Annotated in this window: 7 protein-coding genes; 4 read left to right on the top strand and 3 right to left on the bottom strand. The window is 63.9% G+C overall.

The window, feature by feature from the left end; all coding sequences use genetic code 11:
- Both ACLEJR_RS10925 and ACLEJR_RS10920 read left to right on the top strand, forming a co-directional pair.
- Window positions 1-2,097, top strand: a complete 2,097-nt coding sequence (locus tag ACLEJR_RS10925) for a biotin/lipoyl-binding protein (protein ID WP_440813820.1) — start codon at window positions 1-3, stop codon at window positions 2,095-2,097.
- 8 nt (window positions 2,098-2,105) lie between these two features.
- The gene (locus ACLEJR_RS10920; RefSeq protein ID WP_440796812.1) at window positions 2,106-2,597 is read left to right on the top strand and encodes a GNAT family N-acetyltransferase; all 492 of its coding nucleotides are present in this window, start codon (window positions 2,106-2,108) and stop codon (window positions 2,595-2,597) included.
- Window positions 2,598-2,741: 144 nt separating this feature from the next.
- Here the strand turns inward: ACLEJR_RS10920 and ACLEJR_RS10915 are convergent, their stop codons facing one another.
- Genes ACLEJR_RS10915 through ACLEJR_RS10905 form a run of 3 tightly spaced genes read right to left on the bottom strand, consistent with a single transcriptional unit; the run spans window position 2,742 to window position 4,314 of the window.
- Window positions 2,742-3,329 carry a phage tail protein gene (locus ACLEJR_RS10915; protein ID WP_440796810.1) on the bottom strand — a complete coding sequence of 196 codons (588 nt, stop codon included), beginning with the start codon at window positions 3,327-3,329 and terminating at the stop codon, window positions 2,742-2,744.
- Window positions 3,330-3,368: 39 nt separating this feature from the next.
- Window positions 3,369-3,680, bottom strand: a complete 312-nt coding sequence (locus ACLEJR_RS10910) for a DUF6916 family protein (protein WP_440796808.1) — start codon at window positions 3,678-3,680, stop codon at window positions 3,369-3,371.
- Between the two features lie 46 nt (window positions 3,681-3,726).
- On the bottom strand, window positions 3,727-4,314 hold the full coding sequence (locus tag ACLEJR_RS10905) for a phage tail protein (protein ID WP_440813818.1): 588 nt from the start codon (window positions 4,312-4,314) through the stop codon (window positions 3,727-3,729).
- 305 nt (window positions 4,315-4,619) lie between these two features.
- Between ACLEJR_RS10905 and ACLEJR_RS10900 the strand changes: the two genes are divergently transcribed.
- Together ACLEJR_RS10900 and ACLEJR_RS10895 are read left to right on the top strand one after the other, a co-directional pair.
- The gene (locus ACLEJR_RS10900; protein ID WP_440796804.1) at window positions 4,620-5,465 is read left to right on the top strand and encodes a sulfotransferase family protein; all 846 of its coding nucleotides are present in this window, start codon (window positions 4,620-4,622) and stop codon (window positions 5,463-5,465) included.
- Window positions 5,466-5,517: 52 nt separating this feature from the next.
- On the top strand, window positions 5,518-12,747 hold the full coding sequence (locus ACLEJR_RS10895; RefSeq protein WP_440813816.1) for an Ig-like domain-containing protein: 7,230 nt from the start codon (window positions 5,518-5,520) through the stop codon (window positions 12,745-12,747).
- Window positions 12,748-12,753 lie beyond the last annotated feature (6 nt).

Genomic DNA, 12,753 nt, shown 5'->3' with positions numbered 1-12,753 from the left:
ATGAACCTGCCGAGCTTGCGGGCGGACCTGCAATTGTCGCCGGCAGCCCCGGACCCGGATGGCTCGCCACAATGGACCCTGGCCGACCCGGTTCGTGGCCGCTATTTCAAACTTGGCGCGGCGGCGATGCGCATGTTGCGGCATTGGTCTCTGGGGGATCCGCAACAGGTGCTGCAAGCGGCCAATCGCGAGCCGGGCCTGCCGCTCAATGGCGAGTCGCTGGAGCAATTGCTGGGCTTCTTGCGCGGGCACGACCTGATCAGCGCGACGGACCCGCAACAGCGCGACAGCTATCAGTTCAAGCTGGCCGCCCAGCGTCAGAGCCTGTGGCAGGTGCTGCTGCATCAATATCTGTTTTTCCGTATCCCGCTGTGGCGCCCGGATGCGTTTCTCAACCGCGCCTGGCCTTGGCTGGCGCGATTCGGTCCGGCCATCCTGCGCTATGGCATGCCGCTGACGCTGGGCCTGGGTATTTTCCTGGTGTCGCGGGACTGGCAGCGGTTCGTGGCGACGTTTCCGCACCTGTTCAGCCTCGGTGGTGCGCTGGCGTTCGGGGCTGCGTTGTTTTTCGCCAAGCTGTGCCATGAGTTCGGCCATGCTTTCATGGCCAAGCGCGCCGGTTGCCGGGTGCAAAGCATGGGCGTGGCGTTCATGGTGTTGCTGCCGATGTTCTATACCGATGTCAGCGACGCCTGGCGGATCAACGATCGTCGGGCCCGGTTGCTGATCGGCGCCGGTGGGGTTCTGGCGGAGCTGTTGCTGGCGTGCGTTGCATTGCTGGCCTGGTCGTTGTTGCCCGACGGGCCGGCGCGCACGGCGGCGTTCATGCTGGCGAGTGCGACCTGGATCACCACCCTGATAATCAACCTGAACCCGTTCATGCGCTTTGATGGATATTTCCTGCTCAGCGATTTCTGGGCGGTGGATAACCTTCAGGGGCGCGCATTTGCCCTGTGCCGCTGGCGCCTGCGCGAGGCCTTGTTCGGCTATGGCGTGGCGGCACCGGAACCCTGGTCGCCGAAGATGCGCCGCCGTCTGCTGCTGTGGGGATACGGCTCGTGGTTATGGCGCGCGGTGTTGTTCTTCGGGATTGCCCTGGCGGTCTATCACCTGTTCTTCAAGGTGCTGGGCATTTTTCTGATGATGGTGGAATTGGTCTGGTTCATCTTTATGCCCATCGTGAACGAATGGCGGCAATGGTGGAGCCGCCGCGAGCAGGCCCACGCGCCGCGAGTGCTGTTCAGCGCCCTGGTACTGCTGGCCTTGCTGGTGGCGTTATTGCTGCCTTGGCGTAGCGCCGTGGAGGTGCCGGCCATGCTGGAGGCCGGACGCGCCAGTGCGTTGTATGCGCCTGTCGCGGCGCGGGTCAAACAGGTCAACGTGCACGATGGTCAGACCGTGGCCCAAGGTGATGTGCTGATCGAACTGGAGTCACCGGACATGGCCTCGCGCCTGTCCATCGTGCGCCGGGAAATCGAGATCCAGCAGTTGCAAATGCGCCGCCAGGCCGGGCGCAGCGAAACCGCGGCCGACGCAGGCATCGTCGAACAGCAACTGGCAGAAGCGGTGGCCGAGTTCCGCGGCCTGGTGGCCCAGCGCGAACGCCTGTCATTGCGCGCGCCCCACGCCGGCCAGGTGCGAGATCTGTTGCCGGAGCTGGTGCCCGGTCGCTGGTTGTCACCCACGCAAGCGCTGGCGCGAGTGGTGCAGACCGATTCCCGGTTGCGCGGCTACCTGACCGAAGCCGAACTATGGCGGGTCGGGGCTGGTGCCACGGGTCGGTTTATCGCCGACGATCCGATGCATCCCTCGATTGCCGTACGGCTGGATGAAGTCGATACCAACGGCGTGGCCTGGGTCGAGCAGCAGGCACTCACATCCGATCACCATGGGCCGATTGCCGTGCGTCGCGATTCGCAGCAACGGGCTGAACCGGTGCAGGCTCAATATGGCGTGCGTTTGAGCGCCGTCGACGACTCGTCGGCGCCGGTGCAACCGCTGCGAGGCGTGGTGGTGTTGCAGGGGCAGGGCGAGTCGGTATTGGGAGCGGCCTGGCGCCGGTTGGCGGCGCTGGGTGTGAGGGAAAGCGGGTTCTAGGAGCGAACATGCAAGCAGTGGCGGCAGAAGGATTGGTAGTGCGCCCATCACAGGTCAGCGACGGGCCGTTTTTACAGAGCCTTTACCAGGCGGCGCGACCGGATCTGCAATGGATCGATGGTGAGCACGAGCAGGTGCAACAGGTGATCGCCCAACAGTTCCAGGTGCAGGAGCAGGGGTTGGGGGAGAATTTCCCCAATGCCATGCATTACGTGGTGGAAAAGCTCGGCACCGCCATTGGCGCGCTGAGTACCGATTTCGGCCCCAATGAAATCCGCGTGCTGTATCTGGCCTTCATCCCCCAGGCCCGTGGGCAGGGTTATGGCCGGGCGGTGTTGCAGGGAGTGCAGAAAGCCGCGCAACAGATCCGCTGCCCGGTGGCGACCGTGGTCTGGGCCAGCAATCCCCACGCACGCCAGCACTACCTGGCGCTGGGCTTCCAGGTGCAGGAAAGCAACCCGGCGGCGCAGCGGTTGGTCTGGTATCCGAAGGGCAACTGATAAATCGCCGATGCGTCGCCTGTCCCTTGTGGGAGCGAGCCTGCTCGCGAAAGCGCCGGGTCAGTCGAGCCACTGGTCACTGACACACCGCTATCGCGAGCAGGCTCGCTCCCACATTGCTGCGGGCAGCTTTGCAGTGGGTCTTCAGTTCCTGGACGGGAACAGGCCGTTCAGGGCGATGCTGAAGTTGATCGCCAGGAACGGATTCATGATTGACATCGGCAAGCCATTGCCCGTCGGCGCAACCGTACCGCTGACGGTCGTGCTCACGCCTTTGAGCGGCACCGGCGAGGCGCCAATCTGATCGGAATAGATATTTGCCGCGCCCGGCCCGGTGCCCGAGGTGCCGATGAATGAGTTGGTAGCGCTTGGCGTGTTCGCCGGGTTGCTCGCCGGGTTCGCCAGTTGCAGGGTGGTATTGGCGGTGATGCCGGTGAGGGTGTGGGTGTGGTTCGGCAGGTTGTTCAGGGTCGCGGTGACGTTCTCGGTGCCGGAAACCTCGCCAATCACCCGTGTGCTCAGGCCTGCGCCGCTACCCTGGCCCAGGGGCAGCCGGCCTTGCAGGTTGGGCAGCATGAAGTTGGTCTGGCCGTTGCCCCCGTAGTAGGTGCCGAGCAGGGAGAAAAGCGCCTGGTATTGCGCGATGCCAAGCGTTTGCCCATAGCAGAGCGCCCAACCGCTGGGTGCAAAGTTAAAGGCAAACGGCTGGATGGTGCCCATGAAGACTTCCATAGATTCCTCGTCCTTCAGGTTATTGGTCTGATGCTGGGTTCAGTTGAACGCTATGTAGAAATACCCCACCGTAGGATCGCGTCCCATGGGCGGTATGCGCGACACGAAGAGCCCTTCGAGGCGTCCCAGTTCGGGCACCTCCAGCGCACAGAGCCCGTCGACGAATTCCGTGGTTCCAAGACTGTTGAACTCCACGCAGAACGGCATGCGTTGCGCGTGCGGCATCTTCGCTCGAGGGGTCTGTTCAAGGGATTCGATCCGTACGGGCAGGCGGCTTCCATCGGGCAGGGTGAGCTCGCTGGTCTGGCCCAGCAACGGTTGGAAATGGTGGCTATGAACCTCATGCAGCATGTCGAAACTCCAAAAGGCCGGAGGACTTGCGCCCCCCGGCGGACCATCAGTTGCGGGACGGGAAAATGCCTTGGAGGGCAATGCTGAAATTGATCGCCAGGAACGGGTTCATGATTGCCATTGGCAGACCGTTGCCGGTCGGTGAAATCGTCCCACTGACGGTTGTGCTGACGCCTTGCAAGGGCACTGGCGAGGCGCCGAGCTGGTCGGAATAGATATTCGCCGCGCCCGGCCCGGTGCCCGAGGTGCCGATGAACGAGTTGGTGACCGTGGGTGTGTTCAGTGGATTGCTGGCCGGGTTCGCCAGTTGCAGGGTGGTGTTGGCCGTGACGCCGGTGAGAGCGTGGGTGTGGTTGGGCAGGTTGTTGATGGTTGCCGTGACGTTCTCGGTGCCGGAAACCATGCCGATGACCCGTGGGGTCAGGCCCAGCCCATTGCCCTGGCCGATGGGCATGCGGCCTTGCAGGTTGGGGAGCAGAAAAGTGGTCTGGCCGTCTCCTCCGTACGTCACGCCGATCAGCGCGAACAAGGTCTGGTATTGAGCAAGGCTGAGCGTCTGCCCGTTGCACAGCGCCCAGTCCCTGGGTGCGAAGTTAAAGGCGAACGGCTGGATAGTGCCGATGAATACTTCCATGGAATCCTCATCCCTCAGGTTATTTGGTCTGGTGGTGCCGGACGGGATAGCGCGAAGGAGTGCGATCAGTCCGACTCCTTTCTTTCCCTGGCCTGGTCACGCACGGCTGAGCGTAGACGCGGATAACGGATTTTGCCGGGCAACGACAGCGGAAAAACATTGCCGGCTGGCTTAATCGATTCAGGCGCGCCTGGTCGTCTATACCGTCCATCTTTTTTACAGACGGTACGGCACTTGATATCAAAGTAGTACTAGGCGCCGATTATTTCCTCGGCTACGCTCTGGGTAAAAATGGACTACACACGGTGAAGGGATTGTCGCAGTTTCACTTTATCTCCGGCTTGCCGCGCTCGGGCTCGACCCTTCTTTCCGCGATTCTTCTGCAGAATCCGCGCTTCCACGCCGGCATGACCAGCCCGGTCGGCTCGCTGTTCAGCAGCGTCCTGCAACAATGCAGCGCCGGCAGTGAGTTCGGTTCGGTGATCGACACCGACCAGCGTCGTCGGCTGCTGCGCGGCCTGTTTGATTCCTACTACGCTGACAAGGCCGACAAACCGGTCATCTTCGACACCAACCGCCAATGGTGCGCGCGTCTGCCGGCCTTGCAGGACCTCTTTCCCCAGGCCAAGACCATCGCGTGCGTACGCAACGTCGCCTGGGTGCTCGACAGCCTGGAACGGCTATACCGCGCCAACCCGTTCGAGAACACCAAGCTGTTCAACGACGATGATGAGCGCAACACCGTCTACAGCCGCTGCGAAACCCTGGCCCAGCGCAACCGCCTGGTGGGGTTTGCCTGGACGGCGCTCAAGGAAGCCTATTACGGCGAAAACGCCGAGTCGCTGCTGATCGTCGATTACGACCTTTTGAGCCAGGCCCCGGAGCGGGTGATGCGCCTGGTGTACGAGTTCATCGGCGAGCCCTGGTTCGAGCACGATTTCAATCACTTGACCTACGACGCGCCGGCCTTCGACCAGGCCCTGGGCGTTGCCGGCCTGCACAAGGTCAAGCCCAAGGTCGCGCCGCAAGCCCGGCGCACCCTGTTGCCGCCGGATCTGTTTGAAAAGTATGCCGAGTTGTCGTTCTGGCGCGATGGGTCTGCCAGCGCGGCCAATGTCATTCGTATGAAAACCGACGCCGCCCTCAGCTGATGGCGGTTTTCTTCATTTGCGTGTTCAAGAAGTTCGAGTCCAGGTGAACGTCATGTGGTGGAGCAAAGGTAAATCGCGGGTAACCGAGGGCGCACAGGCCCTGGCATCGCCAATGATCATGTCCCTGGAGCCGCGCATGCTGTTCGACGGCGCGGTGGCCGCGACCGTGGCCGACGCCGCGCAACCGGACGCACATCCCACCGCCGAAGCGGCGAAGACGCCCACGGCCGATCAGTCGGCTGACAACAGCCACGCCCCTCAAGGACAGGCCGACGCTACCCAGGCCGCCGTCCCCGGCAAATCGGTGGTGTTCGTCGATTCCCGGGTCAAGGATTCCGCCAGCCTGCTCGAAGGCGTGGCGCCTGGCACCCAGGTGGTTCAGCTGGATGCGACCAAGGATGGCCTGCAACAGATTGCCGATTACCTGGACACCCACCAGGGCGTCAGCTCGGTGCAGATCATCGCCCACGGTAACGCCGGCGACCTGTGGCTGGGCACCGCCTACCTGTCGGCGGATAACGTCCAGGCCCGCAGTGAGGTGCTGGCGCAGATCGGCCAGGACATGAACGCGGGCGGCGATATCCTGATCTACGGCTGCTACACCGCCGAGGGCGACCGTGGCCTGAGCTTCGTGGATTCGTTGGCGCAGTTGACCGGCCGCGACGTGGCGGCGTCCAACGACCGCACCGGCCTGGGCGGCGACTGGGACCTGGAAATCGCCACCGGCAATATCGAGAGCGCCAATGCGCTCTCGGCCAATGCCATGGGCGACTACCAATGGGGTCTCGCCACCTGGACCGCCACCAACAACGCCAACACCGGCGTGGGCTCGCTGCGTGCGGCCCTGGCTTCGGCACAGAACGGCGACATCGTGACCTTCAGCAGCGGTATGACCGTCGCGCTGACCCAGGTGCTGGTGGTCAACAGAAACGTGACCATCGACGGCGATCTCAATAATGACAACGTCGCCGATGTCACCCTCGACGGGCAATTCCGCACCCAGGTCCTCAACGTGACCTCCGGTACGACCGCGACGCTCGATGGCCTGGTGATCACCCGCGGCCTGGTGGCGGGCGACGGTGGCAATGGCGGCGTCGATGCGGCAGTCGCCAAGGCCGGCGGGATCTATAACGCCGGGACCCTGACCCTGCGCAACGTCACGGTGACCGCGAACGCCGCATCGGGTGGCGGCGGCGGTGGCGGCGTGACGCCGCAATATGCCGGTGGCGGCGGTGGTGGTGGCGGCGCGGTCGGCAGTGGCATTGGCGGTCGCGGCGGCGACACCCTCAACGCCACCGGCTCCGTAGGCTCGACCGGACAGGGCGGCGCCGGCGGTGGCTTCTTCAACATGGGCGGGCGGGGCGGCAACTCCAGCGGTGGTGCCGGTGGTGCGGCGTATCCAGGCTACAGCACCGGCTCGGCCGGCGGCACGGCGGCCAGCGCGGGCTTGTCCATTGGCGGCGGCGGTGGCGGTGACGGCTACAACGCCGTGGGCGGGGCGGGCGGCGGCGCCGTCGGTGGTATCTACAACGACACCGGTGCGACTTTGCGCATCATCGGCAACTCGGTGATTTCCAACAACATCGGCGCCGGTGGTGGGGGTGGTGGCGGCGGTGCCGGCGGTGGCTACACCCACACCGGCGGTGCGGGCGGCGTCGGCGTCGGCGCCATCTGGAACAAGGGCGCGATCCTGATTACCGCGGCCAACTTCGCAGCCCTGTCCGGCAACGTCGGCGGCAGCGGCGTCGGTGGCGGCAGCGCCGGCAGCGCTGGTACCTCGCCGGCTTCCGTCGCCAACGTCTATGGCGACGGCGGCACCATCAACACCAACTATGTGCCCGACACGACGCCTCCCACGGCGACCGTTGTCGTGGCGAACACCAACTTGAACTCCGGCGGTACGTCGCTGGTGACGATCACCTTCTCTGAAGCGGTGACCGGCCTTACCGCGTCCGACCTGACAGTGCAGAACGGCAGCGTCGGTAGCTTGAGCAGCAGCGACGGCGGCATCACCTGGACCGGCACATTGACGGCGGCCAGCAACATCGCCGATACCACCAACGTGATCACGCTGGACAATACCGGCGTCGCCGACCTGGCCGGCAATACGGGCGTGGGCGCTACCAACTCGAACAATTATGTCGTCAACGACACCGTGGCGCCCACCGCGACCATCGTGGTGGCCGACACCGCGCTCAGAAGCGGTGAAACTTCGGCGGTGACCATCACTTTCTCTGAAGCGGTGACCGGTTTCACCACCGCCGACCTGGCGGTGGCGAACGGCACTATCAGCGGCCTGAGCAGCGCCGACGGCGGTATCACCTGGACCGCGACCCTGACACCGACTGCCGACGTCACCGATACCACGAACCTGGTGGTGCTGGACAAGACCGGGGTCGCCGACCTGTCCGGCAACGCCGGTGTGGGCACCACCAACTCGAACAACTACGCCATCGACACTGCCCGTCCGACGGCCACCATCGTGGTCGCCGATACTGCCCTGAGCGTGGGCGAAACCTCGCTGGTGACCATCACCTTCAGCGAGCCGATCACTGGCTTTACCGCTGCCGATCTGACGGTCTCCAACGGCACGATCACCGGGTTGAGCAGCAGCGACGGCGGCATCACCTGGACCGCCACCCTGACCCCGAACGCCAGTATCAGCGACACCACGAACCTGATCACGCTGAACAGCGGCGGCATTGCCGATTTGTCCGGGAACGGGAATATCGGCACGACCGACTCGAATAACTATGCGATCGATACGTTGCGTCCGACGGCCACCATCGTGGTCGCCGACACTGCGCTGAGCGCTGGCGAAACTTCGCTGGTGACCATTACCTTCAGCGAGGCCGTGACCGGTTTCACCCTGGCCGACCTGACGGTGGCCAACGGTTCGCTCAGCGGGTTGAGCAGCAGCGACGGCGGCATCACCTGGACCGCGACCTTGACGCCGAACGCCAGTGTCAGCGATGCGACCAACCTGATCGTCCTGGCCAATACCGGCGTGCAGGATGCGGCGGGTAACGCCGGCACTGGTACCACCAACTCGAACAACTACGCCATCGACACCCAGCGCCCGACCGCGACCATCGTGGTCGCCGATACCGTATTGAGCGTGGGCGAAACCTCGCTGGTGACCATCACCTTCAACGAAGCCGTGACGGGGCTGACCACTGCCGACCTGACCGTCGCCAACGGTTCGCTCAGCGGGTTGAGCAGCAGCGACGGCGGCATCACCTGGACGGCTACCTTCACGCCGACGGCCAGCATCAGCGACGCCAGCAACCTGATCACCCTGGACAACACTGGCGTGCAGGACGCGGCCGGCAACACCGGCAGCGGCACCACCGATTCCAACAACTACGCCATCGACACGCTACGCCCCGCCGCGACCATCGTGGTGGCCGACAGCGCATTGAGCGTGGGCGAAACCTCGCTGGTGACCATCACCTTCAGCGAAGCCGTGACCGGTTTCACCCTGGCCGACCTGACCGCGGCCAACGGCGTGTTGAGTGGACTGACCACCAGCGACAACATCACCTACACCGCGACGTTCACGCCTTCGGCCGGCATCACCGACACCAGCAACCTGATCACCCTGGACAACACCGGTGTCACGGATGGGGCTGGCAACGCCGGCACCGGCACCACCGGTTCGAACAACTACGTCGTCGATACCCTGCGGCCGACCGCGACCATCGTGGTCGCCGACACCGTGCTGAGCGTCGGTGAAACCTCGCTAGTGACCATCACGTTCAGCGAGGCGGTGACCGGCTTCGACAATTCCGACCTGACCGTCGCCAACGGCACGTTGAGTGCGGTCAGCAGCAGCGATGGCGGTTTCACCTGGACCGCCACCTTCACCCCGGCCCTCGGGGTCGTCGACACTTCCAACGTCATCGTGCTGAACAACACCGGCATCAGCGACGCGGCCGGCAACACGGGGACCGGCACCACCAACTCCAACAACTACCAGATCGACACCAATGTGCCGACGGCGACCATCGTGGTGAGCGATTCGTCGTTGCGCATCGGTGAAACCTCGCTGGTGACGATCACCTTCAACGAAGCGGTGAACGGCTTCGATAACAGTGACCTGACAATCAGTAACGGCACGCTGAGCAGCGTTTCGTCTTCGGACGGCGGCGTCACCTGGACCGCGACCTTCACTCCGAGCGTCGGCATTTCCGACACCAGCAACCTGATCACCCTGGACAACACGGGCGTGCGAAATGGCGCGAACAACGCCGGGGTCGGCACCACCGATTCGAACAACTACGCCATCGACACCGTGCGCCCAACGGCGACCATCGTGGTGGCCGACACGGCCATTGCCGCTGGCCAGACCTCACAGGTAACCATCACCTTCAACGAGGCAGTGACCGCGTTCACCAGCGCCGACCTGACGGTTGCCAACGGTGTGATCTCCGGCCTGAGCAGCAGTGACGGCGGTATCACCTGGACCGCGACCTTCACCCCGACCGCGGGTGTCACGGACACCAGCAACGTCATTTCGCTCAATAGCGGCGCCATCGTTGACTTGGCCGGCAACGTCAACGTCGGCACCACCGACTCGAACAACTACGGCGTCGATACGCTGCGTCCGACCGCCACCATCGTGGTGGCGGACAACGCGCTGAGCGTTGGCGAAACGTCGTTGGTGACCATCACCTTCAGCGAAGCGGTCACAGGTTTCGACAACTCGGACCTGAGCGTGGCCAACGGTACCCTGAGCGCGGTCAGCAGCAGCGATGGCGGTATCACTTGGACCGCGGTGTTCACCCCGGCCATAGGTATTCGGGACACGACCAACCTCATCGTGCTGGACAACACCGGCGTGAGCGATGGGGCGGGCAATGCCGGAACCGGCGCGACCAGCTCCAATAACTACGCCATCGACACCCAGGTACCGACCGCCACCATCGTGGTCGCCGATCCGTCGCTGAGCATCGGTGAAACGTCGCTGGTGACCATCACCTTCAACGAAGCCGTGAATGGCTTCGACAACAGCGACCTGAGCGTCAGCAACGGCACCCTGAGCAATGTGTCGTCCAGCGATGGCGGCGTGACCTGGACCGCGACGTTCACCCCGAACGCCAGCGTTTCCGACACCAGCAACCTGATCACCCTGGACAACACTGGCGTGCGCAATGGCGCGAACAACGCCGGGGTCGGCACCACCGACTCCAACAACTACGCCATCGACACCGTGCGCCCGACGGCAACCATTGTGGTCGCCGACACGGCGATTGCCGCTGGCGAAACGTCGCAGGTGACCATCACCTTCAGCGAAGCAGTGACCGGTTTCACCACGGCCGACCTGACGGTTGCCAACGGTACCCTGAGCGGGCTGAGCAGCAGCGACGGCGGCATCACCTGGACCGCCACCTTCACGCCGACCGCTGGCATCACCGACACCAGCAACATCATCACCCTCACCAACGGCGGCGTTGCCGACCTGGCGGGTAACGCCGGCAGTGGCACCACCGATTCCAACAACTATGCGCTGGATACCGAGCGCCCGACGGCCACCATTGTGCTCAGCGATTCGACCTTGCGGCCAGGTGAAACCGCGCAGGTGACCATCACCTTCAGCGAAGCGGTGACCGGCTTCAGCAATGACGACCTGAGTGTCAGTAACGGGAACTTGAGCACTGTCAGCAGCAGTGACGGCGGCCTGACCTGGACCGCGACATTCACACCGACCCTGGGCGTGACTGACGCGACCAACCTGATCAGCCTGGACAACAGTGGCGTGAGCGATGCCGCCGGCAACGCCGGGACCGGCACCACTGATTCGGCCAACTACGCGGTCGAGACCCGGGTGCCGACGGCCACGGTGGTGGTCGCCGACAGTGCACTGCGGGTGGGTGAAACCTCTCTGGTGACCATCACCTTCTCGGAAGCGGTCAGCGGTTTCGACAACGCCGACCTGAATGTGAGCAACGGCATCCTGAGCAATGTGTCCTCTTCCGATGGCGGCATCACCTGGACGGCAACCTTCACGCCGGCGAGCAATATCACCGACACCAGCAACCTGATCAGCCTGGACACCAGCGGCGTGGTCAACGTCTCGGGCAACAGCGGGGTTGGCGTGGTGAGTTCCAACAACTACGCGATCGATACGGCCCGCCCGGGCGCTACCATCACCTTGGGCGATACCAGCCTGGGCATCGGCCAGACCACCACCGTGACCATCAGCTTCACCGAGGCGGTGACCGGCTTCGATCTATCCGATATCAGCGTGGCGAATGGCGTGTTGTCTAACCTCGCCAGTAGCGATGGCGGCCTGACCTGGACCGCGACCCTGACGCCGACCGCTGGCGTCAGCGATGCCACCAACCTGATCCTGCTCGACGCCAGCACTGTGCAGGACATCGCCGGCAATGCCGGGGCAGGCATCGCGATTTCCAGCAACTACGCACTCGACGCTACCCGGCCGACAGCGACTATCGTGGTCGCCGACTCGAACCTGACCGTGGGCGAGAGCACCCAGGTGACAATCACCTTCAGTGAAGCCGTCAGCAATTTCGACCTGTCGGACCTCAGCGTCACCAACGGTGTGTTGACCAACCTGACCAGCAGCGACGGAGGCAGGACCTGGACCGCAACGTTCACCCCGGCGGCTAACCTCACCGATCCGAGCAACTTCATCGCCCTGGACACCAGCAATGTCAGCGACCTGACGGGCAATGCCGGGGCCAGCGTAGCGGTGTCGAATAATTATGCGATCGATACTGTGGTGCCCAACGATGTGAAGCCGCCGCCGGAGTACCTGATTTCGGACCCGGTCACGGTTACGCCGCCGTCCGAGGTGCCGTTGCAACCGATCGTCTTCGCGCCGCCTACCGGCAACCTGGGTTCGCCGCTGGGTTTCCCGCCGCTGTTCGAACAGCGGGATGTGGGTGGGGGGCTGCGTCCGATCGGGGATATTTTCATCAACCGTGGCGCGCTCGCGCCGAGCTACATCGCCCAGGTGTTCAGCAACGACGCCGCCGGCGATGGCTCGGGCCATGGCTTCCTGGGATTCGGTGGCGGAGACGGCGGGGTGTTCGGCAGCAGCACGCTGTCGTCCCTGTTCAATCAGGACACTGCAGGCGAGAGTGAAACGCTGAACGCCTTCGGCAGCCAATCGATGCAGGGTGGGGATGTGTCCCAAGGCGTGCGCGGTGTCTTTGGCGCACCGACGCTCGGCCAGCAGTTGCAACATATCAAGGACACTGAGCAGCGCCGGGTCGAAAGCCTGGCGATGGCTCTGCAACAGGTCGTGCAGGCCTGAAAAAAC

This window comes from Pseudomonas sp. SMN5 (genome assembly GCF_052041925.1).
Classification (GTDB): Bacteria; Pseudomonadota; Gammaproteobacteria; order Pseudomonadales; family Pseudomonadaceae; genus Aquipseudomonas.
The sequence above is the reverse complement of the archived record's forward strand: the minus strand, read 5'-3'. Positions and strand labels throughout refer to the sequence as shown.